Raw genomic sequence first — 25,914 nt, forward strand, 5'->3', positions numbered from 1 at the left:
CTCCTTTGGCTATCCCCCAATCTATCTTGGATAAATTAAGAATAAGCTGTATGAATCTTCTCGTCAATATCGTGATGAAAAGGTCCACAGTAGGACTTCCCAGCAATTAGAAAGGTTTTTCAATCGACATTACTGCCGAAAGCCGCTAAAGTCAACGGATTATTAAATTAATAATTTCTCCACTCGCCGTTAATTTTCCTTGCCCTGCTAAATACAGCGGATAGAAGAATCCACTATAGAACAAGTAGCTTTCTAAAAACACACTTGCTACCATTGCCATATATAGCTCTTTTTTTGTTACTTGAGGCTTTAATAAACGACGGTAGTAATTTGTAATGATGCTTGATTTTTTCTCAAGTAATGGATGTGTATCTACCCATTCAAAAATTCCATCAATTTCTTCTTCAGTTGCAAGCGTTGTGAAAATATGGCTGTAACTTTTCGCATGTACTTCTTCCATAGCTCCCATGAACGCAAGTACACTTTTTGCTTGTAAGTTCTCAAGGTGGACAAGAATGAGTGGCATTCCCTCGCCGCCTTGCTTCGTATCTAGAAGTGTTAATCCTCCAAGTACACGCTTATAAGCAATTTGTTCTTCCTTCGATAACTGCACCCACGTATTTTTGTCAGAAGAAACAGCGATCTCCTCTTCTGTCCAAAACTGAGCGATGTTTTGCTTCCAAAACATTAAACTAAAATCGTCTTCTTTCTTGTTCCAGTTTACCGCGCGCATTGAATCGCCCCTTTATTATATTGTTGCATCGTTCTAACGTGCGGTAAAACTTCCATTTCATAATGAAAATCTAACCGCACGTTAGAACGTAAATTTGATAACTTAGCATGAGCAGGGTTTTTGTAAACCCTGCTCATGCTGTTTTATATATCCATTTTTTATTTTTCGACAGCTAAATCCCTGCTATGCAGAATAAAAAGTAACCTACACTCGTTTTCTCTTTCTGTTTTACTTCGCATGTGGCAGAAAAGGAACCTGACCGCTTCTATGCATGGCCAGATACTCTCTTCCATCCAAAAAGAGGGGTCTTATCTCATTTTTTTATTGATGTATATATAATAACTATCAATTGTATACTCTTCTACTAAAAGAATACATTATACTGTGCAGGCTACACACTCTTCCACACTTAATTTACGTGTTCTTGTGTAGTACAAGCTCTTTAATCCTTTTTTATGAGCATAAATATAATAACGTGCTAATTCACGAGTAGAGATATCACTATTTACATAAAGAATTGTACTAATCCCTTGGTCAATATGCTCTTGAATTTCTGCGATTAAATCAATGAGCTTAAACTGATTCATATCGTAAGAAGATTTGTAGTACCAGAACGTATCCTTTGATAAATACGGCATTGGATAATACGTCGTTGCATTCGCATACGTTCTTGATTCAATTTGACTTACGATCGGCATCACGCTTGCAGTTGCATTTTGAATATACCTATTGTTACTCTATCCAAATGATAGGGGATGGTCATTTCTGCCATCCTCTCATAGTTTCCCATGAGAGCAGACTGTATCATAAACTACTATAATACCGTGGGTGGTTAGTCCCTGAGTGAATTTTTCTGTGGCAATCTTCGCAATAACAAATTAAATTATCTAAACTATTCGCTTCTAGGTAATCGTTACAAAGAACAAATGGTTTTATATGATGAACAGACATTTCTTGACCATATTCTTCCTCTGTAATCCCACACCTTTGACACATATAGTTATCCCTTTCACGCGCTTCTCTTCTCTGATTTAACCAGTTAGGACCATAATATTTTCTATTTCCATGTTTATGTCCTAATCCAGTCCAATTCGGATTATTTTCAGCAGTCATTCGTCCTATCATAGAGGAATGACTTGAGTAACATTCCCTACTGCAATACGAATACTCATGCTTTTCTTTTAAAGAAGGGGCTTTATAAAAGTTATTATTACATGTTGGATGATCGCAAATAGTATTAAAGGTTTGTGGTTTCTTTTTACTATCCGTATAACATTTCCTCAAACAATACTTCGCCTTATCTTGTCGAGAATTATGGACAATAAACTCCTTTCCACATGTAAGACAAGTCTTTTCTACTTTTTTATTTAGTAGCAGTTTGTGACATACTTTCGAACACGTTCTAGTTCTAGAGTTTTTCACTAGAAATTCTGTCTTACATATTTCACACTCTTTTTCTGTTCTCTGTTTAAATTGCTTATAGCATTTATCATCGCAAAATTTTTGCTCTTTTTTATTCGTTTCAAAATCTTTACCACAATATTGACACCTAATTACTTTTCTTTTTCGTTCACTTAAAGATCTACATTCTTTTGAACAAAATTTAGCTGTTGCTTATCTATATTGAGGAATTTTGAAATCCCCACCACAAAATTCACATATTTTACTAACCATAGTAGTTTCCCTCCACGTCAGTCGTTGAACCTTTATCTAGTTACCATCTAGATACTTGGCTGCGGATTTTCCATTCAAAAAACTACATTTAACTATTTCCCCATAAAATGCAATTTTTTAATATCTTCCCTTTTTACCGTACCGTTGAAGTTAGCAACGCCCTTACCTACATCACTGCGATAAGTTGGTAGAAAGATCTTTAGGAGTTCCCCGCAATTCGAAGGGTTCATTTTACACGTCACCGTATAAACGGGCTATTCCTAACCTATGCTTTGCGTCGGAGCCACTGCAAGTCTATATGAATGATACATTCCATTCTTTTGTACAAGTTCTTTTAATTGTATCCATTCTTCCTGAGTCGGGATATGAATATCCTCAAACAGCTTCTGTACTTTTTCTGTACGAGGACGATAATCTGTCGTTTCATATTTTTCAAAGTATACGCCAGTTGCGTAATCTGATTTTTCAAAGTCTTTAAAGGTTTGTCCTTTTTCTTTAGCAATCAACATACTCTTTTCTATTGAGTAATAGTTCATAATCATAAAGAACGTACGGACGTAATCTTTTGCTTCTTCACTTTCATAAGCAATTTTATTTTTCGCCAAATAGCCATGTAAGTTTAATGCACCAAGACCAACTGAATGTAATTCTTCATTTGCCTTCTTCACAGTCGGTGCATTCGGAATGACTGTCATATCAGAAACAGCCGTTAAAGCCTCCATACCTGCATGAACTGCCTCACGAATTTCTTTATTCTCCATCACATTCACGATATTTAGTGAACCTAAGTTACAGTTAATATCACGGCGGATAATATCATCTGTACCATAATCATTTATTTCAGATGTTTCTTGTAACTGGAAGATTTCTGTACAAAGATTCGACATCTTCACAGTTCCAATATCCTTTAACGGATGTTGTTTATTTGCATTTGATTTAAACATTAAGTATGGATAGCCAGACTCAAGCTGAATCATTGCAATTTTAATGAGCATATCACGTGTGCTAATATCAAGCTGTTTCTTCTTGATATTCGGATTGCTCATCAGTTCGTCATACATTTCATCAATATCGATATCGTCTAAATGTTTTCCGTACTCTTTATACACTGTATAAGGAGCGAAAACATAGAATGGTTCGTTTTTCTCAGCAAGCTCAAAGAACTTACTTGGAACGATAATTCCGATGGAAAGAGACTGAATACGACTCTTCTCGTCGGCATTTATTTTTTTTGTATCGAGGAACTCAATAATATCCCAATGGAAGATATTTAAATATACAGCTCCTGCACCTTTTCGTTGCCCCAACTGATTCGCATATGAAAACGAATCTTCAAGTAATTTCATAACTGGTACAACACCGCTTGCTGCGTTCTCAATACCTTTAATTTGTTCACCGCGTGCTCGTAGTTTGCTCAAGTTGAGCGCTACGCCTCCACCAATCTTACTTAACTGCATCGCTGTATTAATATTAAAGCCAATCGAGTTTAAGCTGTCGTCCATCTCTAACAAGAAACAAGACACCATTTCTCCTCTTCTGCTTCTACCTGCATTTAAAAAGGTTGGTGTCGCTGGTTGATAGTTTTGTTTGACAATCATGCTTGCAAATTGCTTCGCCTTTTGGGCGTTTCCTCGACCTAAGTATAACGATACAATTGCCACGCGATCAGGATAACTTTCTAAGTATTGCTTTTGGTCATTCGTTTTTAGCGCGTAATCTTTATAAAACTTAGATGCTGCCATATAAGATTGAAACTCGAACTTTTCGCCATATGTGATTTCGTATACAGCCTCTACCTCGTCCATCTTATATTCGCTTAACACATCATAGTAGTAGTCATGCTCTAACATATACTCGATGCGTTCTGTCACGCTATCAAAACGAACGGTATTCTCTTTCGCCTCTTCCATAAAGACAGCCAGTGCCTCTTTATCTTTGTGAAGCTGATAGAACCCGTCCTGCATTTGCGTGATCTCATTATTCAATTCAATGTGTCGCAATCTCCAGCACCCTCTCTTTAAAAAATTCTACATCTTTATTTGTTCCAGATAACTCAAATTTTGATACAACCGGCACTTCATATCTCGTTGCAATTTTGTCTGCACTTGCCCCAAACATATCTCCCCAATTGCGATTTCCGCTTGCAGCTACACCTTTCAAGCATTCATGATTACGCTCTAAAAATTGCAAAACACGTTCCGGTACATTTCCAAAACCTGTTGTATACGTAATAAGGACATATTCTTCATCTAATACGAGATTTTCATTAATTTGAACGGCCGGCATATTTAATTTGTGAATGAAACGCTTCACGTTTCCTGTCATAGAATCATATGCAATTAACATCTCCGACCCTCCTTTTGTATCTTTTTACATCATGTTCGTTCTTGATGAATTCTCTATATATTGTATTACTTTTTAAAAAAGGACACAAGATATATGTATAATTTCTTTCTTTTTAAAAATTTATTTTTTCGACAAAAAAGGCCGTTCTTTTTACAATACAAAGAATATGAAACAACATTCTAAAACACATGTCAATAAAGTGTATTTCAAAAAAGTTGTCAACGGATTTACCCACATTTCCAAAAAAGTTCATCGTAGCAAATTGTCAAAAAAAGAAACATACATGCGAAATCTATTTCTCATTTGTCAAAAAAAAAACGAACAGTTTCCCTATTAGAAACTGTTCGAAACCGGTTACACATTTTTTCTATCGTTTATTTGAACTGTACTCCTATTCATAATATTCTATGCGCACAATATCGTTCAAAAATATATGATAGAAAATTTCATCTTTACATTGCATCGTAAAAACAGGTGATTCTTCATCGAAATACGCAATCGTACCTTTAACTTTTTGAATCGAATTTTGAAGTTTTGCTACTACAAGCACACTTCGTTCTTGTTCATATGCTTTTTTTAATTGTCCGATGATTTCCTTCATTCGCTTTCGCTTCTCCGGAAACATAACCATCCCAACAAATTTCCTTCCTTTTTCATCTTTCCAAAAACAGTCCCAGTGCGGAAGTATTCCTTGCTTAAACTCTCCCAAATAAACTCCTCTCCCTTCTCATTATCCGACTTTTAGCATGCCTTACGAGCGCGGCATTTCCATATATGTATAAATGATTTTCCCGCCATGCTGTGCGTTACCTCGAAAATGTTTAAAATCCTCTCTCTCTACTAAAACTTCACGAAATGTATAAAACACTTCTTTTGTTGCAATGTATTCTTGTATTTCATTATTTTTCAGCTGATCTAAAATCATATTTACTTGTTGTTTATCCATACTAATCACCTCTCTGTCGTATTTTTATTTCACGACTACTTCTATACGCTCCTAATACAGCAAATCATTTCTTATCATGCTAACTCTTATGATACAATAAAATGGACACTAGGAGGGATAACATGATTCGGAAAGCAAAACAAACAGATGCTCAAGCAATATCTCCATTATTGTACAACGCACTGCATGAAATTGCTGAAAAATTAACAGGTGGCACAAATGAAACGGAAGTTCTAGAAGGTTTAGAATATTGGTTTTCGAAAAAAGAAAACCGACTCAGTTATGAAAATTGTTTTGTTGAAGAACGAGATGGAAAAGCTGTTGGTATTATTGTAGCCTACCACGGAAGTGAAGCGACTCAACTAGATGAACCAATTGTGAATCGGTTACGAGACGTTCAACAAGATTCTTCTATTATATTAGAAAAAGAAGCAGAAGAAGATGAATATTATATTGATACTCTATCTGTTTCATCTACATATGGCGGACAAGGTATCGGTTCAAATTTAATTCTTGCAGCTGAAACTTTCGCTCAAGAAGAAGGGCATGAGAAAATCTCATTGCTAGTAAACTTAGAAAACAAACCTGCGTTTTCTCTTTATAAAAAACTCGGCTATACACAAGATAACACACTTATGCTTGTGGGCGAACCATATGCTCATTTAGTTAAACATATATAATACAACGGCACAATTATTATTTCATAATTGTGCCGTTGTATTATATATAGAGTATGACACCTTTATGTATATGTTACAAATGCATTTCCTTCCATTACTTCATGAAAAGTATAAATTGTACATCCCCACGGGTTATTCCGCAATAGCAGTGGTCCACGCCACCCACGCATACGTAACTCTTTCCCAATCATCGTATTAAAATAACTATGCCCAATAAGGGTAACCCGCTGATATACATTTGCATATCCAACTAGTACATCGGCCGCTTGTTTTGCTCTTCTTTGTGCTTCTACATGGGATTCAACATCCTTCGAATAACCAATCGTCCAAAGTGCCCTGCCCAAAAACAGCCATACTTCCGGTTTACACTTTACCCAGTTTGGAACAGGTAAAAGAGAAGGAACAGCAGCTTCGCGAAAAAGCGAATTCTGTATAAACATAACATTGCTAGTCAACATCGTTGCTGATTGAACAGCTATTTTTTGATCACTCGATACGATAAATTTAGAGGATTCAACGACTTCCATCGCTTCCATTGGGATTTCCATTTCTCTCATAATATCTTCATTCTCGTATCTTTGCTGCCACCCTTGAAATTCCTGTACTGTAATGGCTTTCTTTTGAACACTAGAGCTTCCATGACGTATGAAAGAAATTTGCATCTTTCTCACTCTCCGTTCAACACTTTTCTATTATAGAAACACACCTTATATTATTCAGTACTTCCATCTTCATGACTAGAAAAAGAAGACGTACTATCCGCTCCCTCATAGTATATGTATGTTCCATGTTCACGAATCACTTTTAACTTCGCATATGCAAATAAAAATAACACAATAGATATAAAACTCCCCACAATCTCAAATACCATTTTATCGTCTCCGTTTCATAACACTCCTATATTCACCTTACAATAAATGTGAGAATCTTACTATAAATTAATTGTGAAAAATTACTATTTTTTTCAAAAAAATAGCATGGAAACATTTACAAAATTGAAAATATCGTTCAAAATAAAGAAAAATACAAAAGAACGAAACTAGTTCTCTTTTTCAAAAAAATGTAACAAGGAGAGTTGTTTATGGAAATCGCAGAAGCTGGAGATATCATTGAATTTAAAAACGGTTTACAAGGGCGCGTTCAAAAAGTAAATAAAAACTCCGTTATCGTCGATGTAACAATTATGGATAATTTTAGAGATTTAGATATGGAACCGCTTACTGTTGTCAATCATAAAAACTATACAATTCTTACGCAACATACATAGAATACTAGAAAAGAGGGGGCAAGCCCCCTCTTTTCTTAACGATTATCTACTGTTTCTGGATATAAATCATGATTCATTAAACGATATTCAGCCATTTTTTCATATTTTGTTCCAGGGCGTCCATAGTTACAATATGGATCAATCGAAATACCGCCGCGTGGTGTAAATTTGCCCCATACTTCAATATAGCGTGGATCCATTAGTTTAATTAAGTCATTCATAATAACATTCATACAATCTTCATGGAAATCTCCATGATTGCGGAAACTAAATAAATATAACTTTAAAGATTTACTCTCTACCATTTTTTGTTCTGGAATATAGCTAATATAAATTGTCGCAAAATCTGGTTGTCCTGTTTTTGGACATAAACTTGTAAACTCTGGACAATTAAATTTTACAAAATAATCACGATTTGGGTGATTATTATCAAATGTCTCTAAAATTCCTGGACTATATTCAAATAAATATTTTGTATTTTGATTTCCTAATAATGTTACATCTTTTAAATCTTCATCTTTTCTTCCAGTCATCTAAAAAGCTCCCTTCACTTATACACCGCGTTTATTCCCCCACACTAAAGCGTGGAGCTGCGGTAATACTTTTGCATCATTCATTTCCTTACATTGCACTGCTTTATCAATCAGCCACTCATATTTCATAAGAAGACGCTGAATTAATGAAGCATCATCAGTCGTCTTTGTATCATCGTTTCCAACTTGCAAGAAAAATGGAACGTGCGGATAACGTTCATGCACTTCTTTTGCATATACAAAATCTTGATCATCAAATACAACCACTTTTAAACTAAAATCTTTTCCGTCTAACTTATCAATAATTGCATCTAACATAACAAAATTCGTTGTCATCTTTGAACTTGGCGGCTTCGGTGAGATTGTCACCTCATCTATATGAAGCAACCAATCTTGCCATTTACTTCCTTGCGTTTCAATTGCTGTACGAATGCCGTTCTTTTTTAATAAAGAGGTCAATTCTCCTAAATGCTTCAGCAATGCAGGATTTCCACCAGAAATCGTTACATGCGAGAAATTTTCACCGCCAATTTGGACAAGTTCAGAAAAAATTTCTTTCGGCGACATTTGACGAATTTGCTCTTTCGCAGAACCATCCCATGTAAATGCAGAATCACACCATGCACAGCTATAATCACAACCGGCTGTGCGAACAAACATTGTTTTTTGTCCAACAACCATTCCCTCTCCTTGAATTGTCGGTCCAAAAATCTCCAAAACAGGAATGTTACTCACCCATCATCCACTCCCGTCTTACTTCTGCATAGCTCGTTGGTGTTTCAAATAAGCGCACAAACTCAACAAGCGCCCCTTTATATTCATTTTGCCTGGCACCTTTTGTTAACGCTTCTTCCATTTTCTCGAAAATCCATACAACCATATTTTCAGCAGTTGTATTCATAGCTGGAAGTGTTTCATTCAAGTAACGATGATCTAAATATATTTCAATTTCATTTTTCCAAATTTCTTTTATATCACCAAAATCAATCGCTAAGCCAATTTCATTAACATAACCACTAATTCCAAAAATCACTTTATACGTATGGCCATGAAGGTTTTTACATTTCCCTTCATAACAGTGCAGATGGTGGGCAGCATCAAACGTAAATTCTTTGCTAACCATAACACGCTTATTATGATATTTCAGTTGCTTGCGCTCGATGTCCTGATCAATTTTTTGTAAATTTTCAACAATGCGAAATCCAAAGAAGTCTTGTGTCATTATGCTTTCGCTCCTTCACGTTCTTGTACATATTTATCAAGTCCTGCTTTACGAAGCTGACACGCTGGACATTCACCGCAGCCATCACCAATAATTCCGTTATAGCACGTTAACGTTTTTTCACGGACAAATTCAAATGCTCCAAGCTCATCTGCCAATTTCCACGTTTCTGCTTTATCAATCCACATAAGTGGTGTATGAATAACGAATGGATAATCCATCGATAAATTTAATGTAACGTTTAACGATTTCACAAACACATCACGGCAATCTGGATAACCGCTAAAGTCTGTTTCACACACACCCGTCACGATATGACGTGCCCCTACTTGTTTCGCTAACACAGCCGCAAACGATAAAAACAATAGGTTACGTCCATCCACAAATGTCGACGGCAACTCGCCATCTTCATGTGTAATTTCCATATCTGTACGAGTTAATGCATTAGGAGCTAGCTGATTTAACAAGCTCATATCAAGTACAGTATGCTTCACACCTAATTCTTTTGCGATTTCTGCCGCACAGTCAATTTCGAGTTTATGACGCTGATTATAATTAAACGTCACTGTTTCTACTTCTTCAAATTGTTCAAGTGCCCAAAATAAACATGTTGTACTATCTTGACCACCACTAAACACAACAACTGCTTTTTCCTTTTTCATTTCACTCATTCTCCTCTTTTTTCGATTCCAAGAAGAAAGAGCGTTCTTGAACTGTCATACTAAAAAAAACAAAACAATATCAAAAAAGACATTGTTCTCTGCTTAGTTTTTTATAGAGGGAGTTCGCGAACCTCTCCCATGCTATGCATGGATTGTCTTCTTTAACTTGCACCTTATATTGTAACACACCGAGTATATGAGTGGAAAACGTCTATTTTTTCTGTTTTTTCCAAAAATAACATTCATTTTCTTCCATATTAATAGTATGATGATTATATATAAATCCACTTTGATTTTTCAACCTATAAATCGTTGCTGTGCAGCATACATCATGCTAGCTACCGGCCTGATCCTTTTGTTTAAAACCTGGCATGTGGCAAGAAAAGGCCCTGCCCGCTCCTATACGCGGCCAGACGCTCTCGCCCTACCCTAAAAAGAAAATGGTTTTTATATCATTTTGTATTTATCTATATCAAACCCTTTATTTCTCGATATAAGGAGGTTTTAAAGCTGAAGCTTTTTATTATGTACCTCTTCATAAATATATTATTTATTTTAGTTACAATGTTGATTTATCATTTATTTTGGAGTGAAAAAGGAAATCGCTCTCCAAAGCTCAATTCGTTTGTATTTATTCTCTCTTGCAGTATTACTACCATTGTCTGTATGTCGTTTGCTGCAAAAGCAGATTACGGTTTTCAATATGATTTCCGACATATCGTGCTCGTTGTCGGTACATTATCTGGAGGACCAGTCGCAGGTGGTGCCATTTTAGTTGTTATGAACATTTATCGTTTTTTTATTGGGGGCAACGGGTTCATACCTTCTCTTATTGCATCTTTCATCTTGTACATTTTTCTCATTACAACATATAACATGTACATAAAAGGGAAAATCAAAACAAAAATGTATTTAGCTTTTTTCTACAGTCTTATTTACGGCATTGGCTGGATTCCTTATTTTCTATCTATCGTTTCAAATCCAAAGGACTATACCCCTTATCTTGTTACATATGAGTTATGCACAATTATAGGAACAATTTTAATTTTATACTTAATGGAAGTTTTACAATCACAAGTCCGCCTTGCAAAGGAACTTGTAAACGCCGAAAAATTTCATCTCATCGGTGAGATGGCTGCTTCTATTTCACATGAAATTCGAAACCCACTTACATCAACAAGAGGATTTCTTCAATTACTACAATCAAAAAGCTATTCAGAACAAGAAAAATTGTTATATTTAGACATCGCTATGCGCGGTATTGACCAAGCAAATCATGTATTAACAGACTACTTAACATTTGCAAAACCAAGTATTGAAAAAGTACAACTATTACAGTTAGAAGAAGAATTACTTCATGCAATGATGCTCATGACACCATTAGCAAACCTTTCTAACGTTCGTATCCATTATACGAAACAAAGTAAAACATTTTATATAATGGGAGAAAAACAAAAGCTCAATCAATGCCTTTTAAACATTATAAAAAACTGTATTGAAGCAATGCCAAACGGCGGTGATCTTACATTTACTGTAACACCTGCTAATAAACATATACAATTACATATTCAAGATACCGGAATCGGCATGAGTACCGAACAAGTAAAACGTCTTGGTTCTCCTTTCTACTCTACAAAAGAAAAAGGAACAGGCCTTGGAATGATGGTTGTCTTTAGTATTATAAAAGCAATGAATGGTAAAATTGACATCACTAGTAAGAAAAATATTGGGACAACTTTTCTTCTTATATTTCCCTTAACAAAAAAAACGTGATGCATCTGCATCACGTTTTTTTTGTTTCATCTACAAGTTCCGCAAAAGTCTTCACTTTCCCATGCGGCTGCTTTTGTTCTTTTCGTGCTTTCCATTGCCTCTCTTGCTCTCGTTTTTTATTACCCATTATTTCAACTCCTTTTCAGATGTCCTTATATATGTTCCAACATATGAAGTAGGAATATACATATACTGAGTGGTGCAAAAACTACAAAAAAACCATCAGCTAGTAAATCAGCTGATGGAAGTTTCACTTCATCTTTGCAAAATGGCATGTTTTGCTTCTTTTAACTGTGTAAGATGACGCTGTTCGTGTAAGTCTAAGAATTGTACCCATTGATATAAATTAAGTTCATCAAATACAGGATGTTTGAGCGATTTTTCAAATAGTTCTTTTTCATTTACAATGCTATGAAGAACATGTAAAAGCTTTTCTCTTGAACTTTGCAGCAATTGTATCATTTGAGCTTTTTTCATTAACGTTTCTGTTGGTTGCATTTGTTGAGGGGCTTCTCTCTTTTTTGTTCGATCGAGTGTAGTTTGAAGGTCTTTTGGTGGGACAACTTTTTTTTCAGTTTTATGAAGCGCATATACAATAGCAGATGTAACAGATTGTTCAACAAGATGAAGGTGATGTAACACTTGCATAATACTCCATTTATCACGGCGCGGTTTCATATTAATTTCTGTATCAGTTAGCATTTCAATTTCTGATAAAAGTTTCTGTCTCGTAGACGCCATACCACGTAACAATGTTTCCATATTCATATTTGCATAGGATTGCATCATATTTCTCCCCCCTTATTTGGTTAAAAAGAGGCGCTTCTTTTTAAGAAACACCTCATTCGTTTTATTATTCCAAATTTTCTTTTATTATCTCATTTTTCCCGATAATTGTCGATTGCAAATCCATAAAAACTAATGTATTTTTTTTACAATTTTGTGTCATCTACTCCATTTAACCAACCATGAATCTCATCGATTACACCTTTCACACATCCATCAGCAAATGGTGATGTTAAATTAGCTATCTCAACTAATTGTAAGAATGATTTACTACCACCTTGACGGCAAAGATGAACATAATCTTCCCATGCCTCTTGACGATTCTCCCTAGAACGTTTCCAAAATTGGAATGCACAAATTTGTGCTAACGTATAGTCAATGTAATAAAATGGTGAGTTATAAATATGCGCTTGACGTTGCCAAAATCCTCCGCGCTCTAAATAATCATTTTCTTCATAATCACGATGTGGCAAGTACTTTCTTTCAATATTACGCCACGCTTCTTTTCGCTCAGCAGGTGATGCTTCTGGATGTTCATATACAAAATGCTGGAATTCATCAACAGATACACCATATGGTAAAAACAACAATGCTGAACTTAAATGTGAGAAATAATACTTCTCTACATCTTCTCCAAAGAATAATTTCATCCATGGCCACGTGAAAAACTCCATACTCATAGAATGAATTTCACACGCCTCATATGTCGGCCAGTTATACTCTGGAACTTCATAGTGGCGGCTTTCATATACTTGAAAAGCATGTCCTGCTTCATGCGTTAACACATCAATGTCACCAGACGTTCCGTTAAAGTTCGAGAAAATAAACGGTGCTTTATAATTTTCAATATATGTACAATAGCCTCCGCCAGCTTTTCCTTTTTTCGCAACAAGATCTAATAAATTATTTTCTAACATAAAATTAAAAAATGTATTTGTTTCTTCTGACAGTTCTTTATACATCGTTTTGCCGTGATTCACAATCCAATCCGCATCACCTTTTGGCACTGCATTACCAGATGGATATTCAAAATTCTCATCATAATAAGCAAGCTTCTCTACTCCAATACGCTCCTGTTGCTTTTGTCTTAGTTCAGTTGCAACAGGAACAATATAATCAAGTACTTGTTTGCGGAAATTCGCAACCATCTCTGCATTGTAGTCTGTACGATACATTCTTGCATATCCAAGCTCAACAAAATTATTAAAACCAAGTTTCTTCGCCGTTGTCGTTCTTACTTGAACAAGTTCATCATAAATACGGTCTAACTCTTCTTCATTCTCTGCTAAAAAGCCATAATATGCTTCACTTGCTTGTTTACGCATATTACGATCTCTGTTCTCCATAAACGGAACAAGTTGTGATAGCGTTCGTTCTTCTCCTTCAAATAAAATTTTAGCTGCCGCTAATAACTGTGTGTACTGAGAAGACAACTTGTTTTCTAACTGTAAATCTGCTACTACATCATCAGAGTATGTTTTCATTTCAGCCTCTGCAAGTGCAAATAACTGTACACCATAATATTCTTCTAATTGTTTTCGAAATGGAGATTGTGTTAATGCCTCGTAATATTTTGTTACATATCCCTTCACAATTGGTGAATATTCATCAAAGAAATCTTGTTCTGCCTTATAAAATTCATCCGTCGTATCTACACTATGACGAATATAACATATGTTATACATCGTGCTAAAATCATTACGAATCTCATTAATCTGTGCAATTACTTCTTTTTGTTCTTCCACTTTTTTAGCACTCTGAAACTGTTGTAAAGTCTCCGCAAATCTGTCTTTCACTTCATCCATATTCGGACGTTTATATTCATAATTCTCAAATGACATAGAACGAGCCCCTTTCTTTTCTAAAAAACATTCCCTTACTATAATTCCATATACTTCGTAAATTCCCTTTATTCATCAGTAAATTTCATCCTACTTATTGCCGTGAGTACTATAAATTCATTTTAATTTTCCGACATACAAATCGCTTCTATGTGCGGTCAGATCCTCTCATCTCCCTCTAAAAAAGATTTATGCCGTTTTTAATCTTATATATAAGGAGCTTTTTTTGCTCACGGATAGCAAAAATAATAAAAAACTTTGAACTATACATTCAAAGTTTTTCATCATTTCTCATATTTCCCTATCTTTTTTAACAACATTAAGAGTTGATCTTTTTCATCATTTGATAACATATGAAATGATTCATGTATGACTTTCTCATGGTTTGGAAAGATACTAGAAATTAATTGTATCCCTTGTTCTGTTAAATGAGCATAAATAACACGACGGTCATTATGGCTAGGTTTTCGCTCAACAAGTCCTTTTTTCTCTAATTTATCAACAACATATGTAATACTACCGCTCGCAATTAAAATTCTTTCCCCAATTTGCTGCAATGGTTGAGTTCCCTTATGGTATAACAATTCTAGTACAGCAAACTCGGTTGGGTTTAATCCATTGCTTTGAATAGATTTATTGGCCGTATCCATAACAGAGCGGTGCACGCGTGATAAAGCGATAAATACTTTTAATGTTTTAGAAACATCTGCCTCTTCATACTGAGATGGCATAACACTCCCACCCTTCGCTAAATCTCTTTTCAAATAGAGAGATTATATCCAATTTAAACAACACTGCCATATTTCAACATATTACATCAAAAAACTATAAAAACACTACACATTTCAGAATATTTTTATATAATAAAATTAAAAACAGAAGGAGAAGCAATTTTGAGTGTAAAACTACGCAACATATTTTTATATATTTTGCTTGTTATATTTCCAACCCTTTGTATTAGTTCTATCTTGTTTTTATACGAAAAATATACAATGGAAAAAGAAAATAAACAAGCCGCTCATACAGTCGTATTTTTATATAGAGACTACTTAGACCGTTATCTAGGAGAAGCAACATCTGCATTAGAAATGCTGGCGATGGTTATTAGCGCAAAAGCGCAAGATGATACTGAAATACAACATGTTCTACATAGTACAGATGAAACCGACGATCGATTTGATGGCCTGTATTATGCAAATGCTGATTTGAAAGTTACATTATCATCATCGGGATTAAAAGATCCTATCGATATTACTGATCGTTCTTATGCAAAAGAAGCTTTAAAAACTAAACAGACGACAGTTTCATCCGCAATTACAGATCGTGCTTCTGGCCATAAAGTGATTGTGATTGCCACTCCTGTTTTCAATGAAAACAAAGATATTTCTGGGCTGCTATTAGCGAGCCTACGATTTGACTATATTGCAACGTCTTTAAATGCAATCAAACCAGAATATCACTTTGAAGTACTGGATAAGTATGGAGTTACATTTTTACACGATAATAATCCAAAATTCGCCCCAACAAACACACAACAAATTACTGTTCCATTAACAAGATTGCCGTGGAGCGTTGCTATTTATCCGTTACCTATTGAAGAAACTATTTTATATCATAACGTCTTTATGAATTGTTTAATAACATTATTTCTTATGACTATTTTATTTTTAGTTATCAAATACATTCTTCTAAAAAGACAAACAAAATTAGAAAGAAAACAAAATGAAGTACAAAAACTCGAATTAGTTGGTTCCTTCGCTGCAAGCACAGCTCACGAAATCCGCAATCCTCTTACAGGTATTAGAGGACTCATTACTCTTTTGAAAGAAACGCATACAAATGAAAAAGACCAATTTTATTTTTCTGTTATTGAGAAAGAAATTGAAAGGATTAATGAGATTGTCAGCGAATTCCTTATTCTTGGGAAACCAACTGCTATTATTGAAAAAACATACGATTTAAGAGATATTGTAAAAGAAGTTTCGTTAATTATTCAATCCGAGGCAAATTTACATAATGTTGAACTTTCCATACATATGCCTAAACAACCAATTCCGATTTGCTGTTCAAACGATCATATTAAACAAGTTATTTTAAATATTACAAAAAATTCTTTTGAAGCAATGTCACGTGGTGATACATTGACGATTACAATCGAATCAAACAAAAATACGGCACAATTGCAAATCAAAGACACTGGAAAAGGAATTCCAAAACACATTCAAAAGCATATTTTCCATCCGTTTTTCACAAACAAAGAAACAGGAACGGGACTAGGCCTTGTCATATGCAAAAGAATCATTGAAATTTATAATGGTCAAATTACGATTGAAAGTACAGAAAATATAGGAACAACAGTAGGCATTATTCTCCCGCTCTATTCACGGTAATCATCCCTTTTCCTTATGGGATGATTACTTTATAAATGTTGTCCAAAACGCATTCGATTTCTCATTGTGTGCGATTTTTAAAAATGATGTTTTTATCATTAACAACCATTTCGACACCTTTTTCTCTTTGCAGCGTTGATATTTTACAATAAGCGTGTCCAATTCTTGACTTACTTGAATTGTCTCCAAGCTATTAAATCCATTTGTAAGCCCTAAATGAATCATTTCTTCACGCTTCACATGAATATCATACAAAAGCTTGTCCATTGTAGATTTTCTTTTTACTACAAACATGCATATCCCCCTCAATATCCTTTCATAATCTGTATTCCATTCTTATTAAGAATGGAACTTTCTGTTTCTCTCCTTATTACATAAGAACATTCAGAAAATTAAACATTTTCTCCCTATAATTTACAAATCTTTATCCTCACCTTGAGAATTATTACAAATTATTCTATCTTTGTAAATACATTCGCAATAATAGACATTTTTTTTGTTTTATTTTAATGAAAATCCCTCTCAAACAAAGAAATCTTCCTTTTCACAATTTTATTTTCGACATTTTGTGCGTTTAAATTCATTCAAAACGTAAACGATAACAGTAAATTATCATTTATACCACACCACTGAGTGCAATTGATTCGACTTACCGTTAATAGATGAAAATATGGATGCTTTGTATGATCCGAAAGGAGATTTGTACATGCGAAAATATATGATAATCTTTTTCCTTACCGCCCTACTACCAATCGTAACCTTTTCTGCGCCAACCTACGCTCACACAAATAAAGTAGCAATTGTCATTGATGACTTTGGAAATAATATGAAGGGCACAGAAAAAATGCTCTCACTGCCTATCCCGTTAACTGCTGCAGTTATGCCATTTCTTCCATCTACAAAACAAGATGCGACATCAGCTCATCAAAAAGGACACGAAGTGATTATTCATATGCCAATGGAACCGGTAAAAGGTAAAAAAGAGTGGCTTGGCCCAAAAGCTATTACAACCGATTTAAGTGATGCTGAAATTAGAAGTCGTATCAAACAGGCAATTGAAGAGGTTCCATTCGCAATTGGAATGAACAATCATATGGGTTCAAAAGCAACGGCTGATGAAAGAGTGATGCGCATTATACTATCAGTTTGTAAAGAGCATGGCCTCTTTTATTTAGATAGTAAAACAAGTCCGCACAGCGTTGTCAAAAAAATTGGGGAAGAGATTGGTGTACCTATTGTCGAAAATAAACTATTTTTTGATGATCTATATACTTCGGCTCACGTATCGAAACAAGCAAATATTCTCTTACAAAAGGTAAGAACTGAACCTGTTATGGTAGCGATTGGTCACGTTGGTCCTCCAGGAGAAATTACATCTTCTGTCATTCGATCTTATATTCCTAAAATTCAAGAAAAAGCTGATTTTATTTTCTTATCTGATCTTGTAGCGCCAGCCCCGCCTGTTTCTTCACAAAAATAGAGAGAGGCTTCAGCCCCTCTCTATTTCTAAATGCGGTCTACATGACTAACTCGAAAACCCCTTTTTTCTAATTTTGCTATTAATGCTTCTAACTCTTGTTGATTCAAATCATCTGTTAAATTAACGATAACGCGTCTAATATACTGATCTCCATTATCTAACGTAAATAATCCCCCGATATTATATAGCTTTAATAATCTACCAAGCTCTTTAATGATTCCTTTCGACTCATGCGTCGCTAATGTTAATATATATCCACCAGTATGCATTCCAAACGAGTCTTCAATCACATCAAAAATATTAGAATGTGTTAAAATGCCTATAAACTCATGATAATCATTTAGTACAGTTAAAAAAGGCAATCTACGAATTGTATAAAAAGCCCTAAAGAAAGAATCACGTTCAAAAATAAAAGCCTGCTCATCTTTCATTAGCTCAGAAATACTTTCTTTCTTTTCTTCTTGCTCCTTACACCTATTCTCTAACACATCCACTTTATAAATAATCCCTTTAAATGTCTTACCGTCCTCTGCTAAAACAGGAATCGCTCTATATCCACTGTGCTCCATTATCTCTAAAGCTCGCTCCGTCTCTTCATTTTCGAAGCAGGTTACAACTAGTTGCTTCAGAAGAAAATGATTTTTAACTCGCAAAATACGTTCCTCCCCACATGACGACATGTAATCTATATATAATAAGGAGAGCCGTATTTTATGAGTAAAACTTCATGAGTAAAACGCTTTCATTTTTTTGAATTACTCCCTAACAGTTTGTAATTCTCTTTAGGTACTTCTACCTAAAGAGATCCTTCGATTACATCACCGAACTTTTTGTTCCTTTAATCATTAACAATTTTACGTGGTAATTCATTAAATACTCTAATCCCTCTAACCATTTTTTCGTTTCTTCTGGCGTTGTTCCCCAAACAAGTAATCCATAATTGTGAACAAGCACAGCTCCGCCTCCTTTTGTAAAGCAAGGCACACTCTCTTCTAACAAATTCGCAAAGTTACTTTCATCTTCTACGATTGGAATTGTAATACTTGTAATTCCTTCTTTTCCAAAAACACGTTCTACATTTCTCTGTTCAAATGTTACTTCTCCTTCTTTTCCATATAACTCCGACATTAGGTGACTATCAACTGTTTGTACTTGTAAAATACATTCTGCCTGACTTTTCTTATAAATATCTGCGTGCATAAATGATTCAGAAGCCGGTTTCTCATCGAACGCAAATACCGGTTCACATGTACTATTAACTACAATAAAATCATCTTCTACAAATAGTCCTTTATCTTTTCCTTCTATATTAACTAAAAACGTAAGCGGATCTTCGGACGTACGCATTGATAAACTAATTTTTGTCCCATAAAACCAATCGCGAAGAGCCAATTCCATCTTAATATCCCGTAATTCTTTCCATTTTTTCAAAAACAATAACACATTGTCACCCCCGTATTGTTATCTTCTATTTCTATGTAAAGGCAATATTTTTTGATAATTCTAAAAATTTAATTGAATTATCACATGAGAACACCTTTTTGTCAATATGCTTTTGCCGTGTTCCCTAAACTTTATCAAAATAAAAAGAGCCCTTATTATAGAGCTCTTTTATTTATCATAATTTGCAGCATAGCATTCTTCTCTTGTTCATTAATAATGCGTAATTTACGCAGTATATATGCATATAAAATGATCTTCTCATGCACTCTTTTCTTCACCTCTGCTCCCTTCTTTCCTTTAACCAACTTTTTTTCTATTGGTAAATTATATGAGCAGTAAGAGAAAAAGTGTCCTTTTTTTTGTAAATTCAACTTCTTGTGAGTGTTGTTTTTTTCCATATATATGCCTATACTAAACAATGTAATTTTAAATTAAAGTTGAGGATAAAAATATGAACATTATTATTAGTACGTTAAACGCAAAATACATTCATACAAATCTAGCAATTCGTTATATTAAGGCATATGCCCAGCCAGAATTTGATCTTGAGATGGCTGAATATACGATTAACGATCCTGCCATGAATATCGTTACAGATTTACATAGGCGCAAACCTGATGTAATCGGATTTAGCTGTTATATTTGGAACATAGAAGAAACAATTGAAGTCATTCAAATGCTTAAAAAGATTAATCCAAATCTTATTATTTTTGTTGGTGGGCCAGAAGTTACATACGATGTGCCCTATTGGCTCAAGCGTGTTCCTGAAATTGATTTTATTATTATCGGTGAAGGCGAAATTGCTGTAAAAAACCTTCTATTTGAAATACAAGGTACACAACAATTTGAAAACCTTGACGGTATTGGATTCAGAAAAGATGATGGTAACTATGTAATCAAACCACAACGTGAGAAACTAAATTTAAAAGAATTACCATCTCCATATCGTTTCCCGGAAGATATTCCACATTTAAGTAAACGCATTACCTATATCGAGACGAGCCGTGGTTGTCCGTTTAGCTGTCAATTTTGCTTATCTTCTATTGAGGTCGGCGTCCGTTACTTCGATCGTGAACGCATTAAAGAAGATATTCGCTATTTAATGCAAAATGGTGCACGTCTTATTAAATTCGTCGATCGTACTTTTAACATTAGTCGTAGCTACGCAATGGAAATGTTTCAATTTTTAATTGATGAACACGTAGATGGAACTGTATTTCAATTTGAAATTACAGCCGATATTATGAGACCTGAAGTCATTGAATTTTTAAATACACATGCTCCTCCAGGTTTGTTCCGCTTTGAGATCGGTGTACAATCTACAAATGATCAAACAAACGACCTTGTAAAACGACGTCAAAACTTCGAAAAATTGACAAGAACCGTTACAATGGTTCGCGATGGACAGAAAATCGATCAACATTTAGACTTAATTGCCGGACTTCCTGAAGAGGACTATCAATCCTTCCGAAAAACATTTAATGATGTCTTTGCGTTAAGACCAGAAGAATTACAACTTGGCTTTTTAAAGTTACTGCGTGGTACAGGACTTCGCCTGCGAGCAAATGATCATCAATATATATATATGGAGAATGCACCGTATGAAATGCTTGGAAATAATGTACTATCATTTGATGATATTATTCGAATTAAACAAGTTGAAGATGTCTTAGAAAAATATTGGAATGCCCATCGTACGGACAACACTGTGTCATATATCGTATCCCATGCATTTGATACACCTTTTGACTTCTTCCAAGAATTTGGCTCTTACTGGGATACACAAGGGTGGATACGAATTGGACATCAACTAGAAGATTTATTCCAACGCCTGTATCAATTTTTACAATCAAGAAATACTGCGAATCTTCCTATCATTAAAGGTTTAATGACAATCGATTATTTACAAAATCATAAATATCGTCCGCGTAAATCATGGACAACAGAACAAAGGAAAAAAGAAGAGGTAAATGCCTACTATAAAGGAATTCTAGAACATCCAAACATTCTAGGAGATAAGTTTGCTGCTCTTCAATTAGCAGAAAAAGACTTGTATAAACACACGATTGTAGAGAATATACCATTTGATTACCACCATTACATGAAGCATGGTAAAATAATTTCTAATCCTTCTATCCTTGTAGCTTACTACAATCCGAAAACAACACAATGCAAATTATACGCAGCCGATGAAAGCACATTTTCAAATTTAATATAAGTATAAAAAAATGAGACGTTTATGAACGCCTCATTTTTTCTTGCCTTTTTTTGAATTACGATTTGCATATTTTGCAGAGCTTTCATTTTCATACTCAACTGCAAATTCTGCATCCGGTAAACTCTCTTTTGGAGTTTGATTGTTCCTTGCAGCCGCGTTATGCTTTACTTTTCGTTTTACCATACGAAACACTCCTTAATCCTTTATATAAGGTGTCCCACAATCAGGGATATGTCGCTTTTCAATTTGCATTTATATAATGCTTGTAATACTAATATGTACAGCAAAACTCTACTCTATAGATGGTAACTGTTAACAAGTTGCGAATACGCAATGTGAGGAAATGCTATATAACAGAAAGGTCAATCCTTTCTATATATGTCCAAATTAAAAAAACGACATAAAAACCTCTTTCTTTTCAGGAGAGGACGAGAGCATCTGGCCGTGCATAGAAGCGGTCAGAGCCTTTTCCTGCCACATGCGATGTTTTAAAACAAAGGGTGCAAGCGAGTGCAGGTCGTGTTGCAGTCTGCATAACAGCAACTTATATGTCGAAAGATTAAAATTGATTTATATACCTTAAAAACAAGGAGCGATGAATGTGAAGAAAAAGCAACCAATCGACTCTCCCATTCTTGATGAAACCATTCCGCATCAAATGAATTTCCCGTCGTTTAAAGGAACTGGCATCACAATGCAGCAACCATTCACTAATGAATATGACGTGGTTATTGGCGATAGCCAATATAATTCAGAAAATAGCCCTCTAAATCATTGGAGCGATGATATCGATCCTGCTATTATGTCCGGAGACCAATGGGTGCATCCAACGAATGATATCGGTTGGATTGCTGAAGAAAACCAAGAATTACTATCCAAAAACAATAATGATGCAGAAGATATTTTTATGCATCCACAGTTTGGCATTAATGATTAATACAGAAAAGCGATTCTATTTTAAAAGATAGAATCGCTTTTCTTATCCAATAATAACCCGCTCTTTCGGATATTTATATCGAGGAGGTCTCTCTCTGCCCCCAATTACCAATATGAACGTTAAAATACCAATCCGCCCAATAAACATAAGCACAATTAATATTAACTTTCCAATTGTTGTGAGTTCTGATGTAATTCCAGTCGATAATCCAGTTGTTCCAAATGCTGAACACACTTCTAAGACGAGGTTCAATAATGGAAATGGTTCTGTTATACATAAAATAAATATCGCCACCGCGCATAGCAATGCACCCATCAATGTAACAACAAACGATTTTATAATATCTTCTTCATGTAATTGTCTTCCGAATACACGTACGTTTCTACTACCTTTTGCAAAGTTATACAATACGAGGATACTAACGGCAAATGTTGTTGTACGAATGCCGCCGCCAACAGAACTTGGCGAAGCTCCAATAAACATTAATATACTCATAAAAAATAGTGTCGGCGGTGAAAATTCTTGAATATCTATCGTTGCTAAACCACCACTTCTTGTTGTAACAGATTGAAACAATGTATAAAACAGCATTTCATCCCATGATTTCCCATGCAAAAAATGACTCCATTCTAACAAAAAAATAACGATTGTTCCAATAACGATTAAAGAAAAGAACGTTGTCGTTGTAAGTTTTGTAAATAAAGAAAAGCGAAATAATTTATCTTTCTTTCTACTCATATATTGCTTTATCTCAATCAATACAGGGAAACCAATTGCTCCTAAAATAATGAGGAACATATGGATAATTTGTACAATATAATCTTCTTGGTACGGTATAAGCGATTCGCCCGTCAAATCAAATCCACCATTCGTTGTTGCACTAACAGATGCAAAAAAACCATGAAAATACGCTTCCTTCCAGCTAGGGAAGTAATGTAAAAATCTTGTTCCTAATAAAAGCGCACCAAGCACCTCAATTGAAATAATCAATATTAAAATCGAGCGCATTAACTGAACAAGCCCTGCTAAATTCCCTTGATTTTGATCTGCCATAATTAATCGCCGCTGCTGCAAACCTATTTTCTTCCCTGTAATCATCCAAACAAACGTACCAAGTGCCATAATGCCAAGTCCGCCTAATTGTAAAACAAGTGCTAATATCACAATACCTGCTGTACTAAATGTATCGGGAATCGACACAGTAGATAACCCTGTTACACTTACAGCACTAACAGATACAAATAAAGCATCAATAAATGGCAATTTCACTCCTGGTTTTAAAACAAATGGCATGCTTAATAATATTACCGATATAATTACAGCAATGCCATAAAATACAGCGATGAGCTGCACTGGCCTTAAACGTCGCAACCAATTTTTAATAACTTTCATTCCATCACTTCTTTAACTTTTTTTGCGTAAAATGCTTTAAAATTCAAGCTACTATAAATAATGAACACACCACATATCATATCATTTTACAACATTTCATAACAAGGAATAGACAATTTTTAACGTTCGAGCAATAGGCAGTATGACCAATATGCTCTGTAACAGTTGCATGCTCTTGCTGCTCCACAAAGTGAAACTTCAATCAGTGGGGGTCACTGTCTCTTAATGCAGGATAAAAAAATCCAGCTAGTTTTAACTAACTGGATTTTTTTATCCCTATCCATTCCTAGTTTGAGCGTTCTTCAAGCCAATTCCCAACTGTTGGATATGTTTGCTTTACCGCTGTTTTGCCGTATACAATTGACATATGCCCCGTTGGAATACATACATACTGCTTATCTACGCTCGAAATATGATCTAATAAAGCTTCCACTTGACATGGAAGTGCAATATGATCACGTTTCGCAGAAATATTTAATACGTTTGCCTTAATATTTTCCAACTTAACCTGTTGACCGCGAATCACAAGCTCACCTTTCACTAGCTTATTTTTTTGATAAAATTCTCGAATCCATTGACGATATGCTTCTCCCGGAAACGGAATTCCATCTGCGACCCATTTTTGAACTAATCTCCAACTTTCTACAAACTGCTCATTTTCTGAACGATCAAGAAGTGCTACATAAGGACCGACAAAATTTGAAATTGGCTTTAACATTTTATTTCCAAAATCAATCATTTCCGGAGGGATATTTCCAAATGTATCTACCGCTTTATCTAAGTTAAAATATTTTTCATCTAATAGCGGTCCATATAATCCGGTATCAGAGAAGTCAAATGGGCTCGTCATAAAAATTAAATTACGAATTGGCATATGTGGGTGAAGTGCAGCGTAAATAGACGTTAATGTTCCTCCCATGCAATAACCAAGCAAAGAAATTTCTTCTGCCTTTGCTGTACGCAGTACCTTTTTCACAGCTTTTGCAATGTAATCGAGAACAAAATCATCAAATTTCAAATGACTATCTTCTAAACCAAATGTTCCCCAGTCTAGCATATACACGTCAAAACCACGATCCACTAAATATTCCACTAAGCTATTCCCTGGCGTTAAATCCATAATATAAGGCTTATTAATAAGAGCATAAATTAACAAAATAGGAACAGAATGCGTCTTTTCTTTCTTCGGAATGTAACGATATAACTTCGTCTTATTTTTCGTCCAAATCACTTCTTTCGGCGTTAAGCCTACTTGCGGCTCTGGCTCACGAAGTAACACTTCACTTGCTCGTCTAAAGCGTTGATATGCTTTTCGATATTCCTCTGGATACAACTCTAATTGTTTTTCCCATTCTGCTCTGAGCATTGTCATGTTCACAACTCCTTTGTTTTATATTTCTTTTCGGTAACTACTCAGTCATACACTTCATTTAGAAGTTTGGTAAGGAGTATGATTCCAGCGAAACCTCCTTATTACCTATAGCAAGTTATTTTCATTTTTCAGCATATAGATTGCTGTCATGAAGATAAAAATGGACCTACACTTTGCTACCTTTCTTTGTTTTAAAACTTTGCACGTGGCAGGAAAAGG

General features: G+C 34.9%; 28 protein-coding genes, 3 pseudogenes and 1 riboswitch. Of the genes and pseudogenes, 7 read left to right on the top strand and 24 right to left on the bottom strand.

The features are described from left to right. Positions 1-154: 154 nt before the first annotated feature. From H280_RS23660 to H280_RS0114640, 7 genes and pseudogenes are all read right to left on the bottom strand, one after another. Positions 155-733 (bottom strand): annotated as a pseudogene (locus H280_RS23660) (ribonucleotide-diphosphate reductase subunit beta); the annotation flags it as partial. A gap of 377 nt (positions 734-1,110) precedes the next feature. Beyond that, positions 1,111-1,458 (bottom strand): annotated as a pseudogene (locus H280_RS0114615) (hypothetical protein); the annotation flags it as partial. A 79-nt stretch (positions 1,459-1,537) separates the two neighbouring features. Then, complete coding sequence (locus H280_RS23665) at positions 1,538-1,858, bottom strand: HNH endonuclease (protein ID WP_081625671.1); 321 nt, start codon at positions 1,856-1,858, stop codon at positions 1,538-1,540. Between the two features lie 815 nt (positions 1,859-2,673). Further along, a pseudogene (nrdE, locus tag H280_RS0114625) lies at positions 2,674-4,407 on the bottom strand (class 1b ribonucleoside-diphosphate reductase subunit alpha); the annotation flags it as partial. After that, positions 4,394-4,753 (bottom strand): class Ib ribonucleoside-diphosphate reductase assembly flavoprotein NrdI, encoded by a 360-nt coding sequence (gene nrdI, locus H280_RS0114630; protein WP_020061883.1) that lies wholly within the window; start codon positions 4,751-4,753, stop codon positions 4,394-4,396. The gene nrdI and the pseudogene nrdE, both read right to left, overlap by 14 nt. Before the next feature lie 391 nt (positions 4,754-5,144). Beyond that, the gene (locus tag H280_RS0114635) at positions 5,145-5,462 is read right to left on the bottom strand and encodes a hypothetical protein (RefSeq protein WP_020061884.1); all 318 of its coding nucleotides are present in this window, start codon (positions 5,460-5,462) and stop codon (positions 5,145-5,147) included. Positions 5,463-5,504: 42 nt separating this feature from the next. Then, positions 5,505-5,699 carry a hypothetical protein gene (locus tag H280_RS0114640; protein WP_020061885.1) on the bottom strand — a complete coding sequence of 65 codons (195 nt, stop codon included), beginning with the start codon at positions 5,697-5,699 and terminating at the stop codon, positions 5,505-5,507. A 122-nt stretch (positions 5,700-5,821) separates the two neighbouring features. On the opposite strand from H280_RS0114640, the gene H280_RS0114645 reads away from it, so the two are divergent. Next, positions 5,822-6,379 carry a GNAT family N-acetyltransferase gene (locus tag H280_RS0114645; RefSeq protein ID WP_020061886.1) on the top strand — a complete coding sequence of 186 codons (558 nt, stop codon included), beginning with the start codon at positions 5,822-5,824 and terminating at the stop codon, positions 6,377-6,379. A gap of 62 nt (positions 6,380-6,441) precedes the next feature. Here H280_RS0114645 and H280_RS0114650 read toward each other — a convergent pair whose 3' ends face one another. Next, a complete protein-coding gene (locus H280_RS0114650) occupies positions 6,442-7,041 on the bottom strand; it encodes a hypothetical protein (protein WP_020061887.1) in 600 nt (199 codons plus the stop codon). A 50-nt stretch (positions 7,042-7,091) separates the two neighbouring features. Beyond that, positions 7,092-7,250, bottom strand: coding sequence for a hypothetical protein (locus H280_RS26155; protein ID WP_020061888.1), 159 nt, complete (start codon positions 7,248-7,250; stop codon positions 7,092-7,094). A 210-nt stretch (positions 7,251-7,460) separates the two neighbouring features. Here H280_RS26155 and H280_RS0114660 point away from each other — a divergent pair, with 210 nt between their 5' ends. Beyond that, positions 7,461-7,646: a YkvS family protein gene (locus tag H280_RS0114660; RefSeq protein WP_020061889.1), complete on the top strand. Its 186-nt coding sequence runs from the start codon at positions 7,461-7,463 to the stop codon at positions 7,644-7,646. 35 nt (positions 7,647-7,681) lie between these two features. Here H280_RS0114660 and queF read toward each other — a convergent pair whose 3' ends face one another. The 4 genes from queF to queC are packed head-to-tail and all read right to left on the bottom strand — an operon-like array spanning position 7,682 to position 10,063. Continuing rightward, positions 7,682-8,179: a preQ(1) synthase gene (gene queF, locus H280_RS0114665; RefSeq protein ID WP_020061890.1), complete on the bottom strand. Its 498-nt coding sequence runs from the start codon at positions 8,177-8,179 to the stop codon at positions 7,682-7,684. Between the two features lie 18 nt (positions 8,180-8,197). Next, entirely contained in the window at positions 8,198-8,914 is a 717-nt protein-coding gene (gene queE, locus H280_RS0114670; RefSeq protein ID WP_020061891.1) for a 7-carboxy-7-deazaguanine synthase QueE, read from the bottom strand. Further along, on the bottom strand, positions 8,907-9,401 hold the full coding sequence (queD, locus tag H280_RS0114675) for a 6-carboxytetrahydropterin synthase QueD (RefSeq protein ID WP_020061892.1): 495 nt from the start codon (positions 9,399-9,401) through the stop codon (positions 8,907-8,909). Before queD ends, queE begins: the two co-directional genes overlap by 8 nt. Then, positions 9,401-10,063, bottom strand: coding sequence for a 7-cyano-7-deazaguanine synthase QueC (queC, locus tag H280_RS0114680; RefSeq protein WP_020061893.1), 663 nt, complete (start codon positions 10,061-10,063; stop codon positions 9,401-9,403). The genes queD and queC overlap by 1 nt, the downstream gene beginning before the upstream one ends. 96 nt (positions 10,064-10,159) lie before the next feature. Next, positions 10,160-10,203: riboswitch (PreQ1 riboswitch) on the bottom strand. 424 nt (positions 10,204-10,627) lie between these two features. On the opposite strand from queC, the gene H280_RS0114685 reads away from it, so the two are divergent. Continuing rightward, positions 10,628-11,836: an ATP-binding protein gene (locus H280_RS0114685; protein WP_028411247.1), complete on the top strand. Its 1,209-nt coding sequence runs from the start codon at positions 10,628-10,630 to the stop codon at positions 11,834-11,836. Between the two features lie 10 nt (positions 11,837-11,846). Here H280_RS0114685 and H280_RS26515 read toward each other — a convergent pair whose 3' ends face one another. The 4 genes from H280_RS26515 to H280_RS0114705 form a co-directional block, all read right to left on the bottom strand. Beyond that, the gene (locus H280_RS26515; RefSeq protein WP_020061895.1) at positions 11,847-11,963 is read right to left on the bottom strand and encodes a DUF6254 family protein; all 117 of its coding nucleotides are present in this window, start codon (positions 11,961-11,963) and stop codon (positions 11,847-11,849) included. Positions 11,964-12,091: 128 nt separating this feature from the next. Then, on the bottom strand, positions 12,092-12,625 hold the full coding sequence (locus H280_RS0114695) for a DinB family protein (protein WP_020061896.1): 534 nt from the start codon (positions 12,623-12,625) through the stop codon (positions 12,092-12,094). 143 nt (positions 12,626-12,768) lie between these two features. Beyond that, entirely contained in the window at positions 12,769-14,463 is a 1,695-nt protein-coding gene (locus H280_RS0114700; RefSeq protein WP_020061897.1) for a M3 family oligoendopeptidase, read from the bottom strand. A 284-nt stretch (positions 14,464-14,747) separates the two neighbouring features. Further along, positions 14,748-15,194 carry a MarR family winged helix-turn-helix transcriptional regulator gene (locus H280_RS0114705; RefSeq protein WP_020061898.1) on the bottom strand — a complete coding sequence of 149 codons (447 nt, stop codon included), beginning with the start codon at positions 15,192-15,194 and terminating at the stop codon, positions 14,748-14,750. 162 nt (positions 15,195-15,356) lie between these two features. Between H280_RS0114705 and H280_RS0114710 the strand changes: the two genes are divergently transcribed. After that, complete coding sequence (locus tag H280_RS0114710; RefSeq protein ID WP_020061899.1) at positions 15,357-16,853, top strand: ATP-binding protein; 1,497 nt, start codon at positions 15,357-15,359, stop codon at positions 16,851-16,853. Positions 16,854-16,877: 24 nt separating this feature from the next. On the opposite strand, the gene H280_RS0114715 is transcribed toward H280_RS0114710, so the two are convergent. Beyond that, positions 16,878-17,147, bottom strand: coding sequence for an aspartyl-phosphate phosphatase Spo0E family protein (locus H280_RS0114715; RefSeq protein WP_020061900.1), 270 nt, complete (start codon positions 17,145-17,147; stop codon positions 16,878-16,880). A 412-nt stretch (positions 17,148-17,559) separates the two neighbouring features. Here H280_RS0114715 and H280_RS0114720 point away from each other — a divergent pair, with 412 nt between their 5' ends. Beyond that, a complete protein-coding gene (locus H280_RS0114720) occupies positions 17,560-18,333 on the top strand; it encodes a divergent polysaccharide deacetylase family protein (RefSeq protein WP_020061901.1) in 774 nt (257 codons plus the stop codon). 26 nt (positions 18,334-18,359) lie between these two features. Here the strand turns inward: H280_RS0114720 and cbpA are convergent, their stop codons facing one another. The 3 genes from cbpA to H280_RS26755 form a co-directional block, all read right to left on the bottom strand. Beyond that, positions 18,360-18,986 (bottom strand): cyclic di-AMP binding protein CbpA, encoded by a 627-nt coding sequence (gene cbpA / locus H280_RS0114725; RefSeq protein WP_020061902.1) that lies wholly within the window; start codon positions 18,984-18,986, stop codon positions 18,360-18,362. Between the two features lie 160 nt (positions 18,987-19,146). Next, positions 19,147-19,776, bottom strand: a complete 630-nt coding sequence (locus H280_RS0114730; protein ID WP_020061903.1) for a class II aldolase/adducin family protein — start codon at positions 19,774-19,776, stop codon at positions 19,147-19,149. A 155-nt stretch (positions 19,777-19,931) separates the two neighbouring features. Next, positions 19,932-20,054, bottom strand: a complete 123-nt coding sequence (locus H280_RS26755; protein WP_268865079.1) for a hypothetical protein — start codon at positions 20,052-20,054, stop codon at positions 19,932-19,934. A 173-nt stretch (positions 20,055-20,227) separates the two neighbouring features. Between H280_RS26755 and H280_RS0114740 the strand changes: the two genes are divergently transcribed. Next, positions 20,228-21,994, top strand: a complete 1,767-nt coding sequence (locus H280_RS0114740) for a B12-binding domain-containing radical SAM protein (RefSeq protein WP_020061905.1) — start codon at positions 20,228-20,230, stop codon at positions 21,992-21,994. A 30-nt stretch (positions 21,995-22,024) separates the two neighbouring features. Here the strand turns inward: H280_RS0114740 and H280_RS26160 are convergent, their stop codons facing one another. After that, entirely contained in the window at positions 22,025-22,177 is a 153-nt protein-coding gene (locus H280_RS26160; protein WP_020061906.1) for a hypothetical protein, read from the bottom strand. Positions 22,178-22,595: 418 nt separating this feature from the next. Between H280_RS26160 and H280_RS0114750 the strand changes: the two genes are divergently transcribed. Next, on the top strand, positions 22,596-22,931 hold the full coding sequence (locus tag H280_RS0114750; RefSeq protein WP_020061907.1) for a DUF3905 domain-containing protein: 336 nt from the start codon (positions 22,596-22,598) through the stop codon (positions 22,929-22,931). A gap of 42 nt (positions 22,932-22,973) precedes the next feature. Here H280_RS0114750 and H280_RS0114755 read toward each other — a convergent pair whose 3' ends face one another. Both H280_RS0114755 and phaC read right to left on the bottom strand, forming a co-directional pair. Beyond that, entirely contained in the window at positions 22,974-24,323 is a 1,350-nt protein-coding gene (locus H280_RS0114755; RefSeq protein ID WP_020061908.1) for a TrkH family potassium uptake protein, read from the bottom strand. Positions 24,324-24,609: 286 nt separating this feature from the next. Continuing rightward, positions 24,610-25,695: a class III poly(R)-hydroxyalkanoic acid synthase subunit PhaC gene (gene phaC / locus H280_RS0114760; RefSeq protein ID WP_020061909.1), complete on the bottom strand. Its 1,086-nt coding sequence runs from the start codon at positions 25,693-25,695 to the stop codon at positions 24,610-24,612. Positions 25,696-25,914: the final 219 nt, after the last annotated feature.

This window comes from Bacillus sp. 123MFChir2 (genome assembly GCF_000383235.1).
GTDB lineage: Bacteria > Bacillota > Bacilli > Bacillales > Bacillaceae_G > Bacillus_A.